Raw genomic sequence first — 22,828 nt, 5'->3', positions numbered from 1 at the left:
GCTCTCCCCGGCTCCCGCCGGGCTCCCCGCGGAGCCCGGCGGAGCTCACGCCCCGAACGTCCCTCGCGCGCGCGCGCTGATCGCCTCGGCCTCGGCGCCGGAGGGCGGGCCGAGCACCGTCATCGACTCGGCTTCCCCGTCGAACAGGCCGCCGTCCTCCTCCAGCTCGCCGCGCTCGGCCTCCACGCCGTAGGCGGGCACCGTCGCGGCCTCCTCCCAGCGGCTCTTGAGCCGATCCGCCAGCTTCGCGAGCAGCTCCCGCGTCGTCTCCCGGTCCGTGGCGGACAGGAGCACCGCGTCCGGATGCCCGAGCAGCAGCCGCCGCCCCTCCTCCGGGGCGATCAGGTCCGCCTTGTTGAACACCACGATGCGGGGGATGCCGATGAGGTCGAGCTCGGTCAAGAGCGCCTCGGTCGTCTCGATGTGCTGATCGCGCGCGGGATCGCTCGCGTCGACGACGTGGAGCAGGAGATCGGCGTCGGCGGCCTCCTCGAACGTCGCCCGGAAGGCGGCGAACAGGTCCTTCGGGAGCTCCCGGATGAAGCCGACCGTGTCGGTGATCACCACCTCGCGCTCCTCGGGGAAGCGCAGCCGCCTCGAGCGGGTGTCGAGCGTCGCGAACAGCTTGTTCTCGGCGAGCACGTCGGCGCCGGTCAGCGTGTTCAGCAGCGTGCTCTTGCCGGCGTTCGTGTAGCCCACGATCGAGACCACCGGCACGCCGAGCCGGGCGCGGCGCCGGCGGCGCTGCTCGCGCTGCCGGGAGAGCCGCTTCAGCTGCGCCTCCAGGAAGCTGACGCGCTCCTTCGCGCGGCGGCGCCCGATCTCGAGCTTCGTCTCGCCGGGACCGCGCCCCCCGATGCCGCCGGTCAAGCGGGACAGGGAGTCGTCCTTCTGCCCGAGGCGCGGGAGCGTGTACTTCAGCTGGGCGAGCTCGACCTGGAGCTTGCCGTCCGACGACTCCGCGCGCTGGGCGAAGATGTCGAGGATGAGCTGCGTCCGGTCGAGCACCTTGAGGTCCGTGTGCTTCGCGATCGCCGACGCCTGCGACGGGGTGAGATCCCGGTCGAAGACCAGCGTCTCCGCGTCGAGCTCCGAGGCGCGCAGCACGACCTCGTCGAGCTTCCCCTTGCCGAGCACGAGCCGCGGATCGATGCGGTCGCGCAGCTGGAGGACCGTGTCCGCGACGTCGACGCCGGCGGTCCCGGCGAGGTCGGTCAGCTCGCGCAGGCTCTCCTCGGCCCGCGCGAGCGCGCCCGTCTTGGCCTTCTCGGCGACGTGCACGAGGATCGCCCGGCCGTCCTTGGCCGCGACCGATCGCGTGCGCGATCGCTTCGCGAACTCGTCCTCGAGCGCCTGGATGAGCGCGCCGAAATCGACGTCGAGGCGGCCGACCGCGACGGGGCCCACGGTCCGGTACGGCAGCTCCGCCTTCCCGCGATCGTCGCCGCCCTCGTCGTCCACGGTCACCGTGACCGCTTCCTTCCCGTGGACCGGCACGTTGTACGCGTACTGGAGGGTCCGCGGCTCTCCCTGCGGGGAGAGCTGCACGGCCGCGACCAGATCGAGCCGGAGGCGGACCAGGTCGACGAGGTCGTCCCGCGTGAGCGGCTCGTTGAAGAGGTGCGTGTGGACGAGCCGGAGCGCCCTGAAGCGCCCCTGCGCGGCGCGGAGGCGTCCGATGTCGGGCAGCATCAGCCGGGTCGCGTCGCCGACGACGACATAGTCGATCTCGCCCGAGCGGTGGACCAGGGCGCCGACCTGGCGCCCCGTCTCGTGCGACGCCTCGGCGAGCGCCTTGATGAGCTCGGGCGTGGCGATGCTGCCGAGCGGGACCTTGCGGCGGTAGATGCGCTCTAAGGTCTTGGTGGCGAGGGGGCTGAGTCCGGTGGTGTTTCCGTAGAGGGTGGGCATTCGATAGCTGAAGGGAGTGTTGCTCCCGCTCATTCATAACGCACGCAGGGCCGGTCCGCACCGGGGCCACCGCGGATCTCACGCAGGTCGAGCAATTTCTTTTCTTCTCATCGCTCGTCGCCGTCAGGTCCTCTTCCCCCGCCTCCCCCTCGCTCTTCCGCTCCCCGCGCGTTCCCTGCGTTGCCCCTTCTTCCCCTTCGTCGCTGCCTCGATCTCCCCTTCCAGCGTCCCGTTCCGGCGCTTTGCGTCTCCCGCCTGCGCGCGGCTCCACGTTCCTGTAGAGGCCGCGGCCGAGCCGTGGCAACGCTGCCCACGATGGCCATCCTGACCCCCCTCTCGCTCGCAGATGCCCGCCGCATCGGCGCGCTCTACGGCCTCGAGGTCGCCGACGTGCGCGGCCTCCTCGCCGGGAGCGTGAACTCGAACTTCGCGCTGACGCTCGCCGACGGTCGCGGGCAGGTCTTCCTGCGCATCTACGAGGAGCAGCAGCGCGGCGCGGCCTCGCGCGAGGCGCGCATGCTGGCGCACCTCGCGGCCGGCGGCGTGGCCACGCCGCAGCCGCTCCGCCGTCAGGATGGAATGTCCGGGTCGGAGGACACCGCGTTCATTGCCGAGCACGCCGGCAAGCCGGTCGCGCTGTTCCCGTGGGTCGCGGGCGACTCGCTCTGCCAGGCGCGCGTCACGCCGGACGCGGCCCGACGCGTCGGCGCGGCCCTGGCGCGGGTCCACCTCGTCGGCGCGTCGTTCGAGGGGGCGAGCGTGAGCCGGTTCGACCTCGACAGCCTCGACCAGCGGCTCCAGGGCCTCCGCGCGCCCGCGCGCCCCACCGGCGAGGCCGCCGCGGCCCTCCCGCCCGACGTGGCCGCCGCGGTGGACGAGCTCACCGGCCGGCTCCAGCGGATCCGCGCCGCGGCGCCGCGGGCGCCCGGGCCCGAGACGCTGATCCACGGCGATCTCTTCCGCGACAACGTGCTCTGGCAGGGCGGCGAGATCTCGGCGCTGCTCGACTTCGAGAGCGCCTCGCGCGGCAGCGCCGCCTTCGATCTCGCCGTCACGATGCTGGCGTGGTGCTACGGCGACGACCTCGACCCCGACCTCGCGGCCGCGCTCGCCGCCGGCTACACGTCGGTGCGGCCGCTCTCAACCGAGGAGCGCGGCCGTCTATTCCACGAGAGCCTGGTCGCGGCGCTGCGGTTCTCCATCACGCGGATCACCGACTTCGAGCTCCGCCCGAAGGGCAGCGGCGTCTACAAGGATTTCCGGCGCTTCCTCGCGCGGCAGCGGACGCTCGAGCGCCTCGGCCCGGAGGGGCTCCTCGCGCTGCTCCGCGTCTGATCGCGCACGCCGTCGCCCGCGTTGCGTCCGCTCGCGTCCGCTCTCGTCCGATTCGAGTGTGCGCGAAGGTCGCCTCGTGATTTTGCGTGAAGTTCGCGGCGCCGGGCGAGGGCGGCGTTGCGCGCCCGCGGCCCGACCGTTACCTTCGCCGGATGGCACAGGTCGGAACGCTCGATTTCAAGGGCTTCATCGAGAGACGGAAGGGCCAGCGCGCGGGCGGCGGGGACGGCGCTGGCAACGCGTACGCCTACGTGTCCGATAAGAACACGCGGCTCGCGTTCGAGAAGATGCGTCCGGTCGAGCTCGCCGTGACCGCCGCGGTTCGGCTGTTCAAGACGGTCGGCAAGAACGAGCTCCTCGGCCACGCCGTGAAGGTCGGCCCCACGCAGTTCCCGCGCGTCCACAAGCTCGCGGTCCACTGCGCCGAGACGCTCGGGATCGCGACCCCGACGCTCTACATCGTCAACAGCCCCACCCTCAACGCGGCCACCTACGGCACGAACGACGACTCGTTCATCATGGTGCACTCGGCGCTCGTCGACCATTTCACCGACGACGAGCTGCTCAGCGTCATCGGCCACGAGTGCGGCCACATCCACAACAGCCACGTCGTCTATCTGACCGCGATGCACTACCTGACGCGGATGGCGTCGGTCTTCGTGAAGTGGATCGTCGGCCCGGCGATGCTCGCGCTCTCCGGCTGGTCGCGCCGGGCCGAGGTCACCTGCGACCGCGCCGGGCTGCTCTGCGCGAAGAGCCTCGACGTCTCGACGCGCGCGCTCACCAAGCTCGCGCTCGGCTCGACCAAGCTCTACGAGGAGCTGAACCTCGAGGCGTTCATCGCCCAGCACGACGAGGGCAAGGGCGGCATCGGCCGGTTCGCCGAGTTCACGGCCAGCCACCCGTGGCTGCCGAAGCGCGTCCTGGCGCTCCGGGCCTTCGCCGAGAGCGAGCTTTACCAGCGCCACGCCGGGCTCGGCTCGGGCGGCCTCTCCATGGAGGAGGTCGACGAGAAGGTGCACGAAGTCATCAAGATCTGGGGCTGAGGGGCTCGCTCCTCCTGGCTACCGACCCAAGGCCGAGGTCAACGCACATGCTCGAATCCTTCCACAGCCGCAAAGACGACGTGACCGGGGCGCTCCGGGAGCTCTCGGAGTTCGCCGAGAGCCTCGGCGCGAAGAGCGTCGCGACGCGCATCACGAACGATCTCGTGAAGAAGCTCGAGGCCGATCGGTTCCACCTCGTCGTGGTCGGCGAGTTCAACCACGGCAAGACGACCTTCGTGAACGCCCTGCTCGGCGCCTCGATCCTGCCCGTCGGCGTGACGCCCACGACGGCGGTGATCCACCACCTCGAGTATGCGGCCGATCCGCGCGCCGAGGTGGTCTACGCGTCGGGAGAGCGCGCGGGCCTGCCGTTCGAGGACGTGCGGGCCTTCACCGTCGGCGGGGAGCGCTCGTCGAGCGCCGGCGAGGTGAAGTTCCTCGAGGTGGGGTACCCGGCCGAGCTCCTGCGCGAGCGCGTCGTCCTCGTCGACACCCCCGGGGTGAACGACCTCTCGCTGCAGCGCGCGGACATCACCTACAGCTACATCCCGCGGTCGGACGCCGTGCTGTTCCTCATCGACGCCGGCCAGCCGCTCAAGGAGAGCGAGCGCGTCTTCCTCCAGGACAAGCTGCTCGGGCAGTCCCGCGACAAGATCCTCTTCGTCGTGACGAAGCGCGACATCTGGAGCCAGGACGAGGAGTCCGAGGCGCTCGCCTACATCCGGGGCGAGCTCGGCAAGCTCGTGAAATCGCCGGTGGTGTTCCCGATCTCCAGCGAGCGGGCGCTGGAGGGCGACCGGGCCGGCAGCGGCATGCCGGAGCTGCTCGATCACCTGACCCGGTTCCTCGCCGAGGAGCGCGGGCGCATCCTCCTCGACAACGCGCTCGGCGAGGGCCTGGAGTCCGCGCGGCTGCTCGGCAAGGGCGTGGACGCGCGGCGGCGGGCGACCGCGATGTCGCGCGACGAGCTCAGCCGCCGCATCGAGATGATCGAGAAGGACCTGGCCGGCCAGTCGCGCACCATCGAGGAGCGGCGCGCCGGCATCCGCGAGGAGGTGAGCGCCATCCGGGCGTGGGTGCGCCGCGACCTGGACCGCTTCGTCGACGACGTGCTCCGGCAGCTGCCGGCGATCATCGACGAGGCCCACACCGACGAGATCAAGGTCTACCTCGGCGCGTTCCTGGAGCGCACCTTCGCCGAGTGGGCGCAGGCCGAGACGAAGGAGATCGCCACGGCGCTGGAGGCGCTCGCCGAGAAGACGATCGCGCTCGTCCGCGAGGACGCGCACGACGTGGCCAAGCGGGTCAGCGAGGCGCTCGGGGGCGACGTGAAGACGCCGAACGTCGAGGTCGACACGTTCGGCTACGACGTCGGGGTCTTCGCGCTCTTCACGATCGGCCTCGGCGTCATGTTCACGAACGCCCTGCTCGGCGGGATCCTGGCGCTCGCGGCGCCGGTCCTGGCCGTGTACGTGAAGGACAAGGTCGAGGCCGAGACCCGCAAGAAGGCGAAGGAGATGGCGCCGATCGCCCTGCGCGAGGCCGCCACCCGGATCGGGCCGAAGCTCGACGAGATGATCCAGGAGTTCGCGAGCCGCCTCGACGCGTGGGTGGTCACGGCCGGCCAGGAGCTCCACCGGGAGGTCATCGAGGTGCTCAAGGCGGCCCGCGAGGAGCGGGTCCGCGCCGAGCCGAGCAGCGAGAGCCAGCTCAAGGCGTGCGACGACCAGGCGGAGGCGCTCAAGGCGCTGACGGCCCGCCTCGAGGGGCTGCGCAGCGCGCTCTGGACCGTCGAGAACGGCGAGAGCAAGCCGATCCCCCCGCCCGTGTCCAGCGTGCCCAACGCGCCCGGCGGCTCGGCCTGAACTCGGCTTGAGCGAGCGCACGCCTCCTGACACGGGGGGAGGCGCTGCCCTGCCCGGCCTCCTCGGCCGGGCGCCGTGGCCATGCCGGGCGCCGTGGCCATATCCAATCGTCGGGCGCTCATGCGAGAATGCGGCCGTGCAGCTCGACTTCGCAGCCCGTGAAGTGACGATCAAGCTCGTCTATTACGGCCCGGCGCTCAGCGGCAAGACGACGAACCTCGTCTCGCTGCACGGGCTCGCCGGGTCGGACGCTCGCGGACGCCTGATGACGCTCGAAACGCAGGACGATCGCACGCTGTTCTTCGATCTCCTGCCGCTCACCTTCCGCGCGAAGGACGGCGACGTCTCGCTCCGCATCAAGCTGTTCACCGTGCCCGGCCAGCCGATGCACGCCGCCACGCGGCGGCTCGTGCTCCAGGGCGCGGACGGGGTCGCGCTGATCGCCGACTCGCAGATCACGGAGACGCAGCGCAACGCCGAGGCGTTCTTCGACCTCCGCCAGAACCTGCGGGAGAACGGCCTGGATCTCGCGCGGATGCCGCTCGTCATCCAGTTCAACAAGCGCGACCTCCCCGACATCCGGAGCGACGAGGAGCTGGCGCGGCTCGCCGCGCGGGGCAAGGAGCCGGTGTACCGGGCCATCGCGACCCGCGGCATGGGCACGGTGGAGACGTTCATGGGCCTGCTCCACCTCACGTGGGAGACGCTCGATCAGACGCACCAGCTCTCGAAGCGGCTGTCGATCAGCGGCGAGGAGCTCCTGAACAGCGCGGCGCGCCAGCTCGGGGTGACGAGCTCGGTGGGCGAACTCCTGGCGAGGCGTATGGGCGGCAGCTTCGAGAAGAGCTCCCGGATCGTTCCATGAGGCCCGACGCCCACAAGGGGACGCCGGCTGACTTCGGCCTCGACGACGAGGACCTCCTCCATGTGCCGAGCTCCGCGCCGATGCCGTCGGCGCGCGTCGCGGACGCGCCCAGCTCCTCGAAGCGCGACGGCGCGGCGAGCGCGCCCGAGCCCTCGACGCTGCCGCCCCCCGCGGCCGCGCCGGTCGTCGATCTGGTCGGCATCGGCCCGCTCTCGCTCGAGGATCTCGTCGATCGCCAGGCCCTCGGCGAGATGGCGGCGTCGTTCCACGAGCTGTTCGGGCTGCCCATCCGCATCCAGTCGATCGGCGGCGCGACGCTCGCGGAGGCCGGCGCGCTCGCGCCGCTCGCGTCTCCGCGCGACGCTGCCGGCGACGCGCAGGAGACCCAGCGGACCGGCGCGGCGCCTCCCGATCGGGCGCAGGGGCGCGGCCCAGCGGCCGGCGGCGAGCTCGCGGATCCCCGCTCCCCCGGCGCGCTCTACCAGGTGTTCCCGATCGAGTACGACGGTCGCGCGATCGGCCGGTCGATCCTCGGCCCGTACCTGCCCGAGGGCCTCGACGAGCCCCCCGCTGCCGAGCTCGCGGCGGCGGCGCAGCTCGAGCAGGCGCGCGCGGCGGAGGGGCTGCCGCCGCTGCCGCGGCTCCGGCCGGAGCGGCTCGGCCAGATCGCGGATCACCTCCGCGCCGTCCTCGATCTCATCCTGTTCAGCGGGCACAAGTCGCTCCTCACGTCGACGATGCACGTCGCCTCCATCCGCGAGAGCTTCCGAGAGCTCTCGCAGAAGAACGCCGAGCTGGAGCAGGCGTACGAGCGGCTGAAGGAGCTCGACCGGCTCAAGTCGAACTTCCTCGCCACGGTGTCGCACGAGCTCCGGACCCCGCTCACGTCGATCATGGGCTACAGCGAGATGCTCGCCGAGGGCATCGGCGGGCCGCTGACGGGCGAGCAGCGCGAGTTCATCGACACGATCCGGTCGAAGAGCGAGCAGCTGCTCGGGCTCATCATGAGCCTCCTGGATCTCTCGAAGCTGGAGAGCGGCACGCTGATCGTGCACCGCACCGAGGTGGCGGTCGGCCCGGTGCTCGTGGAGGCGGCGTCGACGATGGCGCCGGCCGCCTCGAAGAAGGGCGTCGAGCTCCGGATCCACGCCGAGAGCGATCTCCCGCCGGTGCTCGGGGACAGCGACCGGCTGCGCCAGGTCTTCGTCAACCTCGTCGAGAACGCGGTGAAGTTCACGGAGCCGGGGGGCGAGGTGCAGCTCGTCGCCCGCGCCGTGAGCGAGGACACGGACGATCTCCCCGGGCTGGTGCTGGTCGCGCCGCTCCAGCAGGCGGTCGAGATCCGCGTCGTGGACACGGGCATCGGCATTCCTCCTGGCGAGCGGCTGAAGGTGTTCGATCCGTTCTACCAGATCGATCAGAGCTCGACCCGGGAGCACGGCGGCACGGGCCTCGGCCTCTCGATCGTCAAGCGGCTGGTCGAGGCGCACAGCGGCACGGTCCGCATCGAGCCGAACGAGCCGCGCGGGACCGTGTTCGTGGTCAAGCTGCCCACGGTCGCCGGCTCGTCGTCGAACAGCCTCGTGCCGCCCATCTTCCAATGAGCGGGCCTCGATGAGCGGGCGCTCCGAGTGGACGCGCATCGCGCTGCTGCGCGCCGTGCTCGGCGGCGCGGCCGGCGAGCACGTGCTCTGCGGCATCGGCGACGACGCCGCGATCCTCGCGCCCGTGGCTCCGCAGGGCGGGGCGCTCCCTGGCGGCGCGGCGCCGCTCGTCTGGACGGTCGACAGCGCCGTCGAGGGCGTGCATTTCCGGCGCGATCTCCTGAGCTTCGAGGACCTCGGCTACCGGGCGACGATGGCCGCGGCGAGCGATCTCGCCGCGATGGGGGCGCGCCCGCTCGGCCTGCTCGCCGCGCTGGTGTTGCCTCCGGACGTGAGCGACGACGATCTCGGCGCCATCGCCGCGGGCCAGCGCGCCGCGTGCGACGAGATCGGCGCGGCGGTCGTCGGCGGCAACCTCTCGCGGGGCGGGGAGATCTCGATCACCACGACGGCGCTCGGCGTCGCGGCCGCGCCGCTCCGGCGCGACGGCGCGCGCCCCGGCGACGCGCTCGCGCTGGCGGGTCCGGTCGGCCTCGCCGCGGCTGGGTTCGCGCTGCTCGATCGGCGCGCCTCGCTGGCCGGCGCGGCGGCCGCCCCGGCGATCCGGGCGTTCCGCCGGCCGGTGGCGCGCATCGAGGCGGGCCTCCGCGCGGCCGCGGCCGCCCGCGCGGCGATCGACATCTCCGACGGCCTCGCCGCGGATCTCGCGCACCTCGCGGCCGCGAGCGGCGTGCGCGTGCTGCTCGACCCCGGGGCGCTCGTGAGCGCCGAGCTCCGCGACGCCGCCGCGCTGCTCGGCGCCGATGCGCTGGAGCTCGCGCTCTACGGCGGCGAAGACTACGCGGTGGCGGTCGCGGGCCCGGACGTCGGGGCGCTCCCCGGCTTCGTGGTGATCGGCCGCTGCGCGACGCGGGAGGAGGGCGCGAGCGACGTGGCGCTGCTCGGCCCGGACGGGCAGCTCACGAGCCTCGTGGCGCGGGGGTACGACCACTTCGCCTGAGCCCGCGGCGGAGGCTCCGGGGCACGGCTGATCCGGGCTGGTGGACTGTTCCGAGCGGCTCGCGGCGCTCGCGAGCGCGCCTCGGGCTCTCCACATCGCGTCCGCGGCGCTCGCGAGCGCGCTGACCGCCCTGGCTCAGTTGCACTCGGCGGGCGGCGTGGTTCCGCCGAGGCTCGCTCGGATCTGGGTGAGCGCCTTGGCGCGCGGGGTCTTCCCGCTCTTCACGAGCTTCTCGATCCCGGCGCAGAGATGGGATGCCGTCGCCGCCTTCGACTTGGCTTCCGACGACTTGCCCGACTTGGTGGCGACGGCGTGGAGCGCCGTGCAGCACGCCTGGATGGAGGCGCCTCCCCCGCGGGATGCCCCCGCCGCCGGCTCGGCCGTCGCCGCCCCCGCGTCTGCATCTGCGGCCGCGGGCTCGGCGGAGGCCGCTGCGGAGGGCTCCTGGGTTGCAGCGGGCGTCGGCGTCGGATCCGGCGTCGCAGCGGGCACCGGATCGGCGGCCACCGGCGCGACCGTTTGCGCGGGCGCGGGGATGGTCTCCGGCGCTGCTTCTTCTTTCTGGCAGGCGCTGGACAGGATGCCGCAGGCGAGGACGACGAAGGCCATGGACGAACGCGACCGGATCATGCGTCGTCTTCTACAAAGCTTCGCGGAGCACAGCCATCGGGCTGACAGAGTAGAACCGCGTCCGGACGCCCCCGCAGACCTCCCGCGCAGCACGACCTCCGCCACGGCTCGGCGCTCATCGTGAGCCGTCAACGAGCGCCGCCGGTGATCATCGTCACCGTCAGCGGTCAACGGGCACCATCACCGTCCACGAATCAGCGATCCCCCAGCGGTCCATGTTGACCGCCCACCGTCAGCGATCGTCCCGGCGATCGCTCCTCGCCCCCCTTCCCCCCTCGGGTCGGCGGGGGTGGGGGTGATGCGGGAGGGGCTGGCGCGGGTAGGGCCCCACGAATCCGAGCGCCGGCCTTCAGCGCAGCGGGGCCTTCCAGCCCCACCTCACCGGTCTACGAAGCACTAGCCGCCAAGAGGCGCGAGTTCGTGGGAGGGGCCCCCCGCCAGCCCCTCCCGCATCACCCCCACCCCCGCCCGTCGCTCTTCAGCTGCAACCCATGCTGTTGCCGCAGTTGAGGCACTTGTAGCAGGCCCCGTTGCGCACGGTGATGTGCCCGCAGCCGTCGCAGACCGGCGCGTCGCCCATCATGTCCTCGAGCTGCGCGTCGAGCGCGCTCGCCGCCCGTCCCCCGCCGTCGAGCACCGCCGACGCCGAGGCGCCCTGCGTGAACGACGCCACGCCGCTCTCCTGGGCCCGCGACTCGACCGGATCCTCCATGGCCGAGGTGACCGGCTGCACGTGGGCGAGATCGTAGCGGTTCAGGTACTCGACCCCGAGCACGCGGAAGAGGTAGTCCACGATCGAGGTCGAGAACTTCACGTAGTCGTGCCCCTCGACCACGCCCTGCGGCTCGAACCGGGTGAAGGTGTACTGCTCGACGAACGTCTCGAGCGGCACGCCGTACTGGAGCCCGATCGACACCGCCATCGCGAAGCAGTTCATCATCGAGCGGAACGCGGCCCCCTCCTTGTGGAGGTCGATGAAGATCTCGCCGAGCGTCCCGTCGTCGTACTCGCCGGTGCGGAGGTAGATCTTGTGCCCGCCGACGCGCGCCTCCTGCGTGAAGCCCTTGCGCTTCCTGGGCAGGCGGAACCGCTCGGGCGCCGCCGCCGAGGGCGAGCGCGGGCGCGCCAGCGCCGTCGCCGCCTGGAGCACGGGCCCGGCGATCTCGGCCTTGTCCGCCTTGCCCTTGGCGTCCGCCTTGCTGTCGCTCGAGCTCGAGGTCGACGAGAGCGGCTGCGACGCCTTGCAGCCGTCGCGGTAGAGCGCGACCGCCTTGAGCCCGAGGCGCCACCCCTCCTCGTAGATCCGCTGCACGTCCTCGATCGTCGCGTCGTTCGGCAGGTTCACCGTCTTCGAGATCGCGCCGGACAGGAACGGCTGCGCCGCGGCCATCATCCGAACGTGCGCCATCGGCGCGAGGTAGCGCCGGCCCTTCTTGCCGCAGCGGTTGGCGCAGTCGAACACCGCGTAGTGCTCCTCGCGCAGGTGCGGCGCCCCCTCCACCGTCATGCGGCCGATGATCGTCTCGTTCGCCTCCTCGATCTCCGCGGGCGAGAAGCCGAGGTGCTGGAGCAGCGAGAAGCCGAAGCGCGCCCGCGACTCCTTGGAGACGCCGAGCCGGTCGTAGGTCTCCTCGCCGAGGATCCACGGGCCGAAGGCGAGATCCAGATCGAACACGCCGGGGATGGCGGCCTCGACCTTCGCGAGGTCGTCGTTCGTGAGCCCCCGCGCCTTGAGCGAGGCCCGGTTCACGTGCGGCGCCGCCAGGAGGGTGTTCGTGCCGGAGACGTAGGCGACGATCTCCTGCACCTCGGCCTCGGGATAGCCGAGCCGCCGGAGCGCCTCGGGCACGGACTGGTTCACGATCTTGAAGTAGCCGCCGCCGGCGAGCTTCTTGAACTTCACGAGCGAGAAGTCGGGCTCGATGCCCGTCGTGTCGCAGTCCATCAGCAGGCCGATCGTGCCGGTCGGGGCGAGCACGGTCGCCTGGGCGTTGCGGTAGCCGTGCTCCTGCCCGAGCCGCACCGCCTCGTCCCAGTCGGCGCACGCCGCCCGCCAGAGCGACTCCGGGCAGCGGTCGCGATCGATCGCGTAGGCGGCGTCGCGGTGCATGCCCATCACCCGGAGCATCGGCTCGCGGTTCCTCGCGAACCCGGCGAACGGCCCCTTCGCCGCGGCCATCTCGGCCGAGACCCGGTACGCGTGGCCGCACAGGATCGCGGTGAGCGCGCCCGCGACCGCGCGGCCCTGGTCGGAGTCGTACGGGATGCCCTGCAGCATGAGCAGCGTGCCGAGGTTCGCGTAACCGAGCCCGAGCGGGCGGTAGTCGTGCGAGTTCTTCGCGATGCTCCGGGTGGGGTACGCCGAGAAGTCGACGAGGATCTCCTGCGCGACGAAGAACACCCGCACCGCGTGGCGGTAGCCCTCGATGTCGAACGAGCCGTCCTCGCGGAGGAACCGGGTGAGGTTGAGGCTCGACAGGTTGCAGGCCGAGTCGTCGAGGAACATGTACTCGGAGCACGGGTTCGAGGCGTTGATGCGCGCCGTGTTCGGGCACGTGTGCCAGCGGTTGATGGTCGTGTCGTACTGCACCCCCGGGTCGGCGCAGCCCCACGCCGCCTCGGCGATCTGGCGCCAGAGGTCCTTGGCGCTCAGGGTGTCGACGACCTCGCCGGTCGTCCGGGACCGCGTCTCCCAAGGCGCGCCCGACGCCGCCGCGCGCATGAAGTCGTCGCTCACGCGCACGGAGTTGTTCGAGTTCTGCCCGCTCACCGTGTGGTACGCCTCGCCGTTGAAGTCGGAGGGGTACCCCGAGGCGATGAGGGCCATCGCCTTCTTCTCCTCGCGGACCTTCCACTGGATGAAATCGACGATCTCCGGGTGGTCCATGTCGAGGCAGACCATCTTGGCGGCGCGCCGCGTCGTGCCGCCGCTCTTGGTGGCGCCGGCGGCGCGGTCGAACACCTCGAGGAAGCTCATGAGCCCCGAGCTCGTCCCGCCGCCCGAGAGCTTCTCCTGCTTCCCGCGGATCGCGCTGAAGTTCGTCCCCGTCCCCGACCCGTACTTGAACAGCCGGGCCTCGGCCTTGACGAGGTCGTAGATGCTCATCAGGTCGTCCTGGACCGCCTGGATGAAGCACGCGGAGCACTGCGGCCGCTCGTACGCGTTCCGGGTCTCGACGATCTCGTCGACCGCGCCCGCCCCGTTCGCCCGGCTCGTGGACGCGCCCTTCGCGACGGCGCCCCCGTTCCCCGCGTCGGCCGAGGCCTCGTTCCAGGCGTAGTTGCCGCCCGACCCCTCGATGCCGTAGCGGTGGAAGAGCCCGCAGTTGAACCACACGGGCGAGTTGAACGCGCCGTACTGGTGGACGAGCAGGTACGCGAGCTCGGCCTCGAAGGTGTCCGCGTCCTTCGTGGAGGAGAAGTAGCCGCCGAAGTGCTCGCCCGCCTCGCGGATGGTGCGCGCGAGCCGGTGGACGACCTGGCGGACGCTCGTCTCGCCGAGCTCCTTCTTGCCGTGGATCCCCGCCTTGCGGAAGTACTTGGAGACGACGATGTCGGTCGCGAGCTGCGACCAGCCGGCGGGGATCTCGGCCCCTTCCATCTTGAAGACGACCGAGCCGTCGGGGTTGGTGATGACGCTCGAGCGGCGCTCCCAGGTGACCTCGTCGAGCGGGTCGACGCCGCGGTGCGTGAACCGCCGCTCGAACCCGAGCCCGCGCGGGCGCGAGGCCCCCTTCTTCGCGGCCTTCGTCGCAGCCGCGCCGTTGACCTGCGCCCTGGCAGCCCCGCCGGTCACCGGACGGGCCCCCGCATCTTCCTTCGTCCGCGCCGTCATCTTGCCGTTCCCGGCGGGTAGCTTACCGCCGTCACCCACAACTGCCGACTGGGCCATCTCCAAGTCCTCCTGTAAGCCACCGCACCGGTCGGTGACTCGGATCGTACCGAAAGCACAAATAGTTCCCGGGAGAACACCGGAGGCTCGTTCGCCTCGGATCTCCACAGGTCCGGTTTGCTTCTCCCCTGCTACCTGCTCAAACGTTCCGTCTTCCGGCCAGTGAGCATAGGTCCAGGTGCCATGCCTGAAAGGCGTGCGCCGACATTCGGGAGCGCCTGACCGCCAGCTAGTCAAACCCGCGAAGGGCCCGTGCGTCAAGGAGAACCGCTACATCTTGGGATCCCGGGCCGAACAGGGCCCACATATAGCGTCTCGTCCGTTCGGCGCGGGATTCGTCGCGATCTCTGAGCAGTTCTGAACAGGTGCTACCCACCGGGCGCACAGATTACGCACAGCTTTCCCCCGCAAAAATCCGACCCCGTCCGGAAGGGGATTCAATGAATCCGGAGAGCCGGGCGAGGTGTGGGAGCGCGGGCGCGCCCACACCTCCCGCAGCCGCTGCCGCTCTAGTCGAGCTCCGTCGCTTCCGCGCAGTACGCGAGCACCCGCTCCCCCTGGCAGTGGATCGCGAGCGTCACCTCTGCGGCGACCCCGTGCAGCCCGACGAGCTCGAGCAGCGTCGGCACCGGCGCCGGCAGCAGCGGCGGCGGCGGGATGTACCGCGACGCGCGCACGATCGCCGGCTCGATGGCCGCCGCCTTCGGCCCGATCATCTGGCGCAGCTCGTGGAGCGCCCGCTCGAACCCGCCGAGCATGTCGACGAGCCCGCGCGCCTGCGCCTCGGCGCCGCTGTAGACGCGCCCCTGCGCGAGCGGCTCGATCTCCTCGACCGGGCGCCGCCGCCCGCGCGCGACCACCCGGAGGAACGTCGCGTAGATCGCGTCGAGCTCGCGCTCCATCACCGCCCGCTCCCCCGCGTCGAGCTTGCGCGACGGGGAGAACAGGTCGGCCCGCGCGCCGCGCTTCACGACGTCGGTCGAGACGCCGAGCCGCTCGAGCAGCGGGCCGAGCGCGAAGCGCGCCGACACCACGCCGATGCTCCCCGTGATCGTCTGCGGCTGCGCGACGATCGCGTGCGCCGCCGCCGCCACGTAGTAGCCGCCGCTCGCCGCCACGTTCGACATGCACGCCACGACCGGCTTGACCTCGGCGAGCCGCGTGACCTCGTGGTGGATCCGGTCGGACGCGAGCGCGGACCCGCCCGGCGAGTCGATGTGGAGGATGACCCCCCGGATGCGCGGGTTCTGCCGCGCCGCGCGCAGGCTCGCGACGAGCCGCTCCTCGCTGGCGAGCGAGGCGCCCCGGAAGTGGGCGCGGCTGACGATCGCGCCGTGCACCTCGACGACGCCGATGATGGGCCGCGGCAGCATCGGCCGCAGCGAGAGCGCGCGCCGCGCGCGCAGGTAACGGCCCGCCGCCACGAGGCGGGCCCTCCCGTGCCGGCCGGACGCGAGGGCCCCCTCGCCCGCGGAGCCCGAGGCGCCGACCTGGGCGCGGCGCGGCGCGGTCGTGCCCGGGAGCAGCCCCGTCGCGAGCATGTGCTCGAGCTCGTCCTCGTACGCGACCGCGTCGATGATGCCCCGCGCCACGGCCTGCTCCGCGCCGTAGGGCGCCTCGTCGATCCACCGCGCGGCCGTCTCACGATCGACGCGGCGCCCCTGGGCGAGCGCCGCGACGAGGTCGCCGAGGCGCGCGTCGAGCAGGGCGCCGACCTGCTCGCGCTGCGCGGCGCTCATCGTGTCGCGCACGAGCACCTCGCCGGCGTTCTTGTACATGCCCTTCGCGAACACCTCGGGCTCGACGCCGGCCTGCTCCAGCGCGCGGCGCACGTAGCGGCCCTCCACCGCGAACCCGAGCGGCGACACCAGCGTCTCGGGCCCGACGACGACGGCGCGCGCCGCCGAGGCGAGCAGGAGCGTCGCGTTGTCGGCGCCCATCGGCAGGTACGCCACGATGTCCTTGCCCCCCGCGCGGATCTCGAGGAGCGCGTCCCGCAGCGAGGCGAGCACCGCGGGCCCCGCGTGGACCGATCGCATCCGGAGCAGCAGCCCCGCCGGGCGCGGGTCCTTCATCAGGTGCTTGCCGAGCTCCCGGACGCGCTCCACCGAGAGCGGGGCCCTCTTCCGAGGACGCCACCAGAGGGCGAGGCGGACCCGGGGCGGCTGGAGATCGACCACGCGGCCGTCGATTTCGAGGACGACATACCCGCCCCGTGGTGCAGCAAACGCCCAGCGAAGCGCGCTCGCCGGGAGCAGCAGCAGGCGGAGGAGATTGACGAGCAGGGCAGCGATCACCGGTGGCTCCTCGGAACGTTCAGGGGAAAGGCGGCTCGGGGTCCGGCATCGGGCGGCGGTGAGACGGCGGAGAAGGCAAGGTGCGCTGGGACCGGGCCGCGCGGCGCGAGCCCGGCGAGGCGGGCGGCCCCGGGCCTCGCGCCGCCACTGGAAAGAGAGAGCGTGACGCAAGGGGCCACCCTGTGGCTACACTGTCGCTCGAAGTTTCGAAGGGGACGGCGAGCCGATGTCGGTTAGGTCTTGAAGAAGTCGTCCTCTCTCTTACAGACCAGCTCAGCAAGCCGTGGGCCGTAGGCCTCCGGCGCCCTGGGTGGCAGACCCCCCCTTCACCGAACGTGCATCCCGAGCAGAGCGCCCCCGCCCCGAGCCAGCTCCCCCCGCCAGCCCCGTCCACCCTGCGGCTCGTGCCTCTCGGAGGGCTCGGCGAGGTCGGCATGAACTGTCTCGCGCTCGAGCAGGCCGACGGCATTCTGCTCATCGACTGCGGGGTGACGTTCCCGAGCTCGGACCTCGGCGTCGACGTGTACCACCCGCGCTTCGATCACGTGCTCGCGCTGCGCGAGCGGGTGCGCGGCGTCGTGCTGACGCACGGCCACGAGGACCACATCGGCGGGCTGCCCTTCCTCCTGCGCCACCTCGACGTCCCCGTCTGGGGCCCGCCGCACGCGCTGGAGCTCGTGCGCTACCGGCTCGCCGAGCACGCGCTCGAAGACAAGGTGCGGCTCCTGCCGACGCAGGTCGGGCGAGAGGTCGCGATCGGCGGCTTCGTCGTGGAGCCGCTCCGGGTGACGCACTCCATCGTCGACGCCACGGCGCTCGCGATCCACACGGCCGCGGGGCTCGTCGTCCACACCGGGGACTTCAAGCTGGACCCGACGCCGCTCGACAACGAGCCGACCGACGAGGCCCGCTTCCGCGCGCTCGGCGACGCCGGGGTCCGGCTGCTCCTGTCCGACAGCACGAACGTGGACTCGCCCGGCGAGGCGGGGAGCGAGCGCGACGTCGCCCACGCGCTCGCGGAGCTCGTCGAGACCGCGCCGGCGCGCGTCGTGGTCGGCGTCTTCGCCTCCAACGTCCAGCGCCTGCTCGCCCTCGGTCAGGCCGCGGTCCGCGCGCGCCGCAAGATCTGTCTCCTCGGCCGCAGCGTGCAGACGCACGTGCGCGCCGCGCAGGCCGTGGGGCGGCTCCCGTGGCCGAGCGACCTGCTCGTCCCGCCCGAGGTCGCCTCCTCCATGCCGCGCGAGCGGCTCCTCGTGGTCGCGAGCGGCACCCAGGCCGAGCGGGCCTCCACCCTGACGCGCTTTGCGTCGGGGACGCACCCGCTGCTGCGCCTCGAAGAGGGCGATCGGGTCGTGCTCTCGAGCCGCGTCATCCCTGGCAACGATCGACCGGTGGTCGATATGATGGCCGGGCTGCTCCGCCTCGGCGTCGAGCTCGTGACGTGGTCGACGGATCGGCGCGTGCACGCGAGCGGGCACGCGCACCGGACAGAGCAGGAGCGCATGATCGATCTCACCCAGCCGCGCAGCTTCCTCCCCGTGCACGGCGCGCTGCACCACCTGACGCGGCACGCGGCGCTCGCGCGGGAGCGCGGCGTGGCCGAGGTGCTCGTCGCCGAGAACGGCCACGTCGTGGAGATCGGCAAGACGCAGCCGCTCGGCCGGAGCGGCCGGGCCGTGACCGGTCGGGTGGCGACGGCGGGGGGCGAGGAGCTCGGCGAGGAGATCCTCCGGGAGCGCGCGAACCTCGGTCGCTCCGGGGTGGCGTTCGTGTCGCTGGTCGTCGACGTGCACGGCGCCCTCGCGGCGCCGCCGCAGGTCGTCGCCCGCGGGGTCACCGGGGAGCTCGAGGGCAGCGCGCTGAGGGCCGCGGCGCGCGCGGTCGCGCAGGCGGTGAACGACTGCGATCCGCGCGCGCGGCGCCGGGACAACGACATCATCGAGGTCGCCCGGCTCGCGGCGCGCCGGACGATCGAGGCGAAGCTCGGGAGGCGACCGCTGGTGACGGTGGCGCTCACGCGGCTGTGACGCCGCTCGAGGGGAGCGCGCCGCCGGAAGGCGGCGGCGAGGGGAGCGCGCCTCCGGCGGGCGGCGGCGCCGGGGCGAAGCTCTCGGCGCGGGGCTTCCTCGGTCCGGTGCTGCTCACCCACATCGAGAGCGTGCGCGCCGATGCGCGGCGCGTCGTCGCCACGAGCGCGCACGGCGCCGAGCCGGACGAGGAAGCCGTGCACGACTTCCGGGTGTCGCTCCGCCGGCTCCGGACGCTGCTCAAGCCGGCGCGACGCATCTACGGCAAGAAGCGGATCCGCCCCATCGCCGACGGGCTGCGGGAGTTCGCGCGGGCGACCGGGACGCTGCGCGACGAGGAGGTGCTGCGCGAGACGCTCACCGCGCTCGAGCTGGGCGAGGCGCCGCGTGCGGCCGTCGCCGCCTGGGTCGCGCAGCGCTCGCGCCGCGAGCACGAGGCGAGGGCCCACATCGTCGAGCTGCTCCGGCGGGATCATCCGGGCGACAAAGGCGCGCCGCGGGCCGATGGGCCGGCGGGCGACGCGGATGAGCCGCGGGCCGACGCGCCGCCGGCGGGCGAGGCGGACGAGCCGCGGGCCGGCACGCCCGTGGCGGTGGGCGAGGCGGACGAGCCGCGGGCGGGCGCGCCCGTGGTGGGCGAGCGGCTCCGGCTGGAGCCGTACCTCGCGCGCCTCGAGCGGCGCATCTCGCGCAAGAAGGCGAAGAAGCGCGGCGCCGAGGCGCTCGCGCGGCGGGCCATCCGCGATGCCTTACAGGACGTGCGCGCGCTCGCGGCGAGCGATCCGAGCGACGGCGCGGCCATGCACGCGCTCCGGATCCGCTTCAAGCGGCTGCGCTACTCCGCGGAGACGTTCTCGCCGCTCTTCGGAGAGCGCGCCGAGCGCACCGCCAAATCGGCGTCACGCCTGCAGCGCCGCCTCGGCCAGCTGCACGACGTCGACGAGGCGCTCGCGCAGATGACGAGGGCCGAGGAGCTGTCCCCCGACGATCGCGCCGCCGTTGTCGAGGCGCTCGGCGCCGAGCGGGCGCGGCTCGCAGGCAAGGCGACGGAAGAGCTCGCGCAGGAGATCGAGACGCTCGCGTCGCTCTGGTCCGACGCGCCGCCGGCGCCCCCGCCGGGGTGACGCGGCGCGCGGGCGCGGTGCAGCAAGGAGCGCCGCAGCAAGACAGCCGCAGACGGGGCCGAGCCTCGCCGACCGCGGAGCTCGCCATGGCGGCAGGCGGTCGTGATACGGTCGCCGTGGCTGCATTCATCGAGGCGAAGCTCGCCGATCCAGGAGGTCGTGTTGCGCCGCTCTGCCGTCCAAAGCGTCACCGCGATCGTCGCTCTCCTCGCGGCGAGCGCCTGCACCCAGGACTTCGATCAGTTCGAGCCCGAGCTCTTCCCGCAGTCGTCCGGGAGCGGCTCCGGCGGCAGCGGCGGCGGCCAGACGACCACCGCGAGCACCACCAGCGGCGGAGGCGGCGGCGAGCAGTGCTCGAACGGCGACGACGACGACGGCGACGGCGCGGTCGACTGCGCCGACGACGACTGCGGCGGGTTCGCCTGCGTCGCCGTGCCCGCGGACTGGCAGGGGCCCGGCCTGCTGTACGAGGGCCCCGAGGCCGCGGACGTCGCCTGTCCCGAGGGCTTCTCCACGCGGGTGGACGTGGGCGGCCGCGATCCCGTCGACACGCCCGCGACCTGCAGCCCGTGCTCGTGCGGCGCGCCGGACGTGGAGTGCGAGCTTCCGGCGGTCACCGTTTATGGGGACGAGGGGTGTGCCGGGGCGAGGGTAACGCTGCCGGTCGCGTCGGAGAACTGCATCAACCTCGGCGACAGCTTCCAGCCCGGCAGCTACAGCGCCGACGCGCCCGACGTGGATTCGGCGACGTGCGCCGCGTCGGGCGGCGAGGCGACGTTGCCGCCGCCGCGCTTCGGCATCGAGGGGCTCGTGTGCGCCCCCGGGCCGGACGCCGGCGGATGTGACGCGGGCGAGGCCTGCGCCCCGCGAGAGGTCGACACGCCGTTCGAGCCGGGCGTCTGCGTCTGGCGCGAGGGGGAGCGGCGCTGCCCCGAGGGGTTCGGCGAGCGACACGTGTTCGCGAGCTCAATGGTCGACAACCGCGGTTGCACGCGGTGCACGTGCGACGCGGACGGCGTGCGCTGCACGGCGACGCTGGCGCTCTTCGGTGCGACCCGCTGTCGGGAGCCCATCGAGACCGTGCCGTTCAACGGGGCCTGCGTCGACGATCCGCCCCCCGCCGCCTCGGTGTCGATCCAGGTGACCGGAGCCGGCAGCTGCCAGCCGCGCGGCGGCGACCCCCGAGGCGAGGTCGAGGAAGGCGACGACAAGATCACCGTCTGCTGCGCCCGCTGAACGAGCGCGGCGCTGGCCGCGACGCGCGACGTTGGGCGCGATCGCGCGTCGCTGGGCGCGGCTACTGCCGGAAGATCTCGACGCGCTCGAGGACGACGTCCTGGTTCGGTCGGTCGCGCGTGGTCGCCACGTTGGCGATGCGGTTCACGACGTCCAGCCCGCTCACGACCTTGCCGAACACCGAGTGCCGGTTGTCGAGGTGCGGCGTCGGCCCCTCGGTGATGAACCACTGCGCGCCGTTCGTGTTCTTGCCGGAGTTCGCCATCGAGAGCACGCCGGGGCCGTCGTGCCGCAGCTCGGGGTTGAACTCGTCGGCGAACTTGTAGCCCGGGCCGCCCGTGCCCCAGAGCGGCGCCTTCTCCGGATAGCGCGAGAGCGGATCGCCGCACTGGATCATGAACCCCGAGATGACGCGGTGAAAGCGGACGCCGTCGTAACAGGGCGTCCCCTGCATCCCCTTGCCCGTCGTCGGATCGATCCAGTTGATCGCGCCCGTGGCGAGGCCGACGAAGTTCTTGACGGTGTTCGGGGCGCGCTGCTCCTCGAGGCGGATGGTGATCTCACCGAGCGAGGTCTTCAGTCGGGCGTGAAGCTGGCCGCTGCCGGGCACATTGATCGGGGGGAACTCCATCGGGCCTTCTCCTGTTCTTTGCCGCCGAGGCGGCGCCGTCAGCCGAGGGAGGAGAGCCGCGAGCCCCCCTCCTGCGTCCTGGTACGGCGGTCTTATCGCATCTGGCGCCGCGGACGAGCGGCGAAATCGCCTCAGGCGCGCTCGAACAGCGTCGCGATGCCCTGGCCCACGCCGATGCACAGCGAAGCGACCCCGACCTTGGCGCCGCGCGCGCGCATGGCATGCACGAGCGTGCACGCGATGCGCGCGCCCGAGCAGCCAATCGGGTGACCGAGCGCGATCGCGCCGCCCCGGACATTGACGCGCGCCGGATCGAGCTCCAGCGCGCGCGAGCACGCGAGCGCCTGCGCCGCGAACGCCTCGTTGAGCTCGAAGACGTCCACGTTGGGCACGCGCAGCCCGGTCCGCTGGAGCAGCTTCTTCACGGCGGGGATCGGCCCCTCGCCCATGAGGTTGGGATCGACCCCCGCGGTCGCGGTCGCGACGACGCGCGCGAGCGGCGCCGCCCCGGCGGACTGCACGGCGTCGCCCGAGGCGAGCAGGAGCGCGGCGGCGCCGTCGTTGAGGGGCGAGGCGTTGCCCGCCGTCACCGTCCCGCCCTCGCGGAAGGCGGGCTTCAGCTTCGACAGCGCCTCGAGCGAGGCGTCGGCGCGCACGGACTCGTCGCGCTCGAACAGGACGGGCGCGCCCTTCTTCTGGGGGACGGGGACCGGGACGACCTCGGCGGCGAACCCGCCCGACTCCCACGCGAGCGTGGCGCGCTCGTGGGACAAGAGCGCGAACCGATCCTGATCCTCGCGGCTGACGCCGTGCTTCTTGGCCACGTTCTCGGCGGTCTCGCCCATCGACTGGAGCTCGAACCGCGCGGCCATCCTCGGGTTCGGGTAGCGCCAGCCGAGCGTCGTGTCGTAGACCGTCGGCGCGCTCCGATCGAAGCGCTCGGCCTGCTTGGGCATCGTGAACGGCGCGCGCGTCATGCTCTCGACGCCGCCGGCGATCACGCAGTCGGCCTCGCCGGTTGCGATCATGCGCGCGGCGTCGGCCACCGCTTCGAGCCCCGAGCCGCAGAGGCGGTTCACCGTGACGCCCGGGACCTCGTAGGGGAGGCCGGCGAGCAGGGCGGCCATGCGCGCGACGTTGCGGTTGTCCTCTCCGGCCTGGTTCGTCGCGCCGAGGACGACCTGGTCGAGGCGCGGCGCGAGCGAGGGCTGGCGGCGCACGAGCGCCTCGAGGACGTGCGCCGCGAGGTCGTCCGGGCGGACCGTCGCCAGCGCGCCGGCGTAACGTGCGATCGGGGTGCGGACGGCGTCGACGACGAAGACAGGGCGCAGAGCAGCAGCCATCAGGAGAGCGTAGCTTCGCCCG

At 72.6% G+C, this 22,828-nt stretch carries 15 protein-coding genes; 9 read left to right on the top strand and 6 right to left on the bottom strand.

Features of this window, described 5'->3' with window-relative positions; genetic code table 11:
• Positions 1 to 45: 45 nt before the first annotated feature.
• Positions 46 to 1,911: a GTPase HflX gene (gene hflX, locus WMF26_RS03040; protein ID WP_437999083.1), complete on the bottom strand. Its 1,866-nt coding sequence runs from the start codon at positions 1,909 to 1,911 to the stop codon at positions 46 to 48.
• Between the two features lie 315 nt (positions 1,912 to 2,226).
• On the opposite strand from hflX, the gene WMF26_RS03035 reads away from it, so the two are divergent.
• From WMF26_RS03035 to thiL, 6 genes are all read left to right on the top strand, one after another.
• Positions 2,227 to 3,246, top strand: coding sequence for a homoserine kinase (locus WMF26_RS03035; RefSeq protein WP_437999082.1), 1,020 nt, complete (start codon positions 2,227 to 2,229; stop codon positions 3,244 to 3,246).
• A 152-nt stretch (positions 3,247 to 3,398) separates the two neighbouring features.
• Positions 3,399 to 4,292: a M48 family metallopeptidase gene (locus tag WMF26_RS03030; RefSeq protein WP_437335721.1), complete on the top strand. Its 894-nt coding sequence runs from the start codon at positions 3,399 to 3,401 to the stop codon at positions 4,290 to 4,292.
• A gap of 47 nt (positions 4,293 to 4,339) precedes the next feature.
• The gene (locus WMF26_RS03025) at positions 4,340 to 6,157 is read left to right on the top strand and encodes a dynamin family protein (RefSeq protein WP_437999081.1); all 1,818 of its coding nucleotides are present in this window, start codon (positions 4,340 to 4,342) and stop codon (positions 6,155 to 6,157) included.
• A gap of 136 nt (positions 6,158 to 6,293) precedes the next feature.
• Positions 6,294 to 7,022: a GTP-binding protein gene (locus tag WMF26_RS03020; RefSeq protein ID WP_020732588.1), complete on the top strand. Its 729-nt coding sequence runs from the start codon at positions 6,294 to 6,296 to the stop codon at positions 7,020 to 7,022.
• A complete protein-coding gene (locus WMF26_RS03015) occupies positions 7,019 to 8,626 on the top strand; it encodes an ATP-binding protein (RefSeq protein ID WP_437999080.1) in 1,608 nt (535 codons plus the stop codon). The genes WMF26_RS03020 and WMF26_RS03015 overlap by 4 nt, the downstream gene beginning before the upstream one ends.
• Positions 8,627 to 8,636: 10 nt before the next feature.
• On the top strand, positions 8,637 to 9,626 hold the full coding sequence (gene thiL, locus WMF26_RS03010) for a thiamine-phosphate kinase (protein WP_437999079.1): 990 nt from the start codon (positions 8,637 to 8,639) through the stop codon (positions 9,624 to 9,626).
• A 135-nt stretch (positions 9,627 to 9,761) separates the two neighbouring features.
• On the opposite strand, the gene WMF26_RS03005 is transcribed toward thiL, so the two are convergent.
• From WMF26_RS03005 to sppA, 3 genes are all read right to left on the bottom strand, one after another.
• The gene (locus tag WMF26_RS03005; protein WP_437999078.1) at positions 9,762 to 10,256 is read right to left on the bottom strand and encodes a hypothetical protein; all 495 of its coding nucleotides are present in this window, start codon (positions 10,254 to 10,256) and stop codon (positions 9,762 to 9,764) included.
• A 478-nt stretch (positions 10,257 to 10,734) separates the two neighbouring features.
• Entirely contained in the window at positions 10,735 to 14,148 is a 3,414-nt protein-coding gene (locus WMF26_RS03000) for a vitamin B12-dependent ribonucleotide reductase (RefSeq protein WP_437999077.1), read from the bottom strand.
• A gap of 509 nt (positions 14,149 to 14,657) precedes the next feature.
• Positions 14,658 to 16,445 (bottom strand): signal peptide peptidase SppA, encoded by a 1,788-nt coding sequence (sppA, locus tag WMF26_RS02995; RefSeq protein WP_437999076.1) that lies wholly within the window; start codon positions 16,443 to 16,445, stop codon positions 14,658 to 14,660.
• Between the two features lie 434 nt (positions 16,446 to 16,879).
• Here sppA and WMF26_RS02990 point away from each other — a divergent pair, with 434 nt between their 5' ends.
• From WMF26_RS02990 to WMF26_RS02980, 3 genes are all read left to right on the top strand, one after another.
• Positions 16,880 to 18,472: a ribonuclease J gene (locus WMF26_RS02990; RefSeq protein WP_437953881.1), complete on the top strand. Its 1,593-nt coding sequence runs from the start codon at positions 16,880 to 16,882 to the stop codon at positions 18,470 to 18,472.
• The gene (locus WMF26_RS02985) at positions 18,469 to 19,596 is read left to right on the top strand and encodes a CHAD domain-containing protein (protein ID WP_437335713.1); all 1,128 of its coding nucleotides are present in this window, start codon (positions 18,469 to 18,471) and stop codon (positions 19,594 to 19,596) included. The genes WMF26_RS02990 and WMF26_RS02985 overlap by 4 nt, the downstream gene beginning before the upstream one ends.
• Positions 19,597 to 19,758: 162 nt before the next feature.
• Positions 19,759 to 20,832, top strand: coding sequence for a hypothetical protein (locus tag WMF26_RS02980; protein ID WP_437999075.1), 1,074 nt, complete (start codon positions 19,759 to 19,761; stop codon positions 20,830 to 20,832).
• Between the two features lie 61 nt (positions 20,833 to 20,893).
• Here WMF26_RS02980 and WMF26_RS02975 read toward each other — a convergent pair whose 3' ends face one another.
• Positions 20,894 to 21,463 carry a peptidylprolyl isomerase gene (locus WMF26_RS02975; protein WP_437335711.1) on the bottom strand — a complete coding sequence of 190 codons (570 nt, stop codon included), beginning with the start codon at positions 21,461 to 21,463 and terminating at the stop codon, positions 20,894 to 20,896.
• Positions 21,464 to 21,594: 131 nt separating this feature from the next.
• Positions 21,595 to 22,806, bottom strand: a complete 1,212-nt coding sequence (locus WMF26_RS02970; RefSeq protein WP_437999074.1) for a thiolase family protein — start codon at positions 22,804 to 22,806, stop codon at positions 21,595 to 21,597.
• Positions 22,807 to 22,828: the final 22 nt, after the last annotated feature.

It is taken from the genome of Sorangium sp. So ce185 (assembly GCF_051526825.1).
GTDB classification, from domain to species: domain Bacteria; phylum Myxococcota_A; class Polyangia; order Polyangiales; family Polyangiaceae; genus Sorangium; species Sorangium cellulosum_D.
Note: the sequence above shows the minus strand (reverse complement) of the source record. Positions and strands in the feature narration are given on the sequence as shown.

Excerpts from the sequence above, each read along its gene's own strand:
- hflX (WP_437999083.1), bottom strand. The coding sequence starts at position 1,911 with ATGCCCACCCTCTACGGAAACACCACCGGACTCAGCCCCCTCGCCACC.
- WMF26_RS03035 (WP_437999082.1), top strand. The coding sequence starts at position 2,227 with ATGGCCATCCTGACCCCCCTCTCGCTCGCAGATGCCCGCCGCATCGGC.
- WMF26_RS03030 (WP_437335721.1), top strand. The coding sequence starts at position 3,399 with ATGGCACAGGTCGGAACGCTCGATTTCAAGGGCTTCATCGAGAGACGG.
- WMF26_RS03025 (WP_437999081.1), top strand. The coding sequence starts at position 4,340 with ATGCTCGAATCCTTCCACAGCCGCAAAGACGACGTGACCGGGGCGCTC.
- WMF26_RS03015 (WP_437999080.1), top strand. The coding sequence starts at position 7,019 with ATGAGGCCCGACGCCCACAAGGGGACGCCGGCTGACTTCGGCCTCGAC.
- thiL (WP_437999079.1), top strand. The coding sequence starts at position 8,637 with ATGAGCGGGCGCTCCGAGTGGACGCGCATCGCGCTGCTGCGCGCCGTG.
- WMF26_RS03005 (WP_437999078.1), bottom strand. The coding sequence starts at position 10,256 with ATGATCCGGTCGCGTTCGTCCATGGCCTTCGTCGTCCTCGCCTGCGGC.
- WMF26_RS03000 (WP_437999077.1), bottom strand. The coding sequence starts at position 14,148 with ATGGCCCAGTCGGCAGTTGTGGGTGACGGCGGTAAGCTACCCGCCGGG.
- WMF26_RS02990 (WP_437953881.1), top strand. The coding sequence starts at position 16,880 with ATGAACTGTCTCGCGCTCGAGCAGGCCGACGGCATTCTGCTCATCGAC.
- WMF26_RS02975 (WP_437335711.1), bottom strand. The coding sequence starts at position 21,463 with ATGGAGTTCCCCCCGATCAATGTGCCCGGCAGCGGCCAGCTTCACGCC.
- WMF26_RS02970 (WP_437999074.1), bottom strand. The coding sequence starts at position 22,806 with ATGGCTGCTGCTCTGCGCCCTGTCTTCGTCGTCGACGCCGTCCGCACC.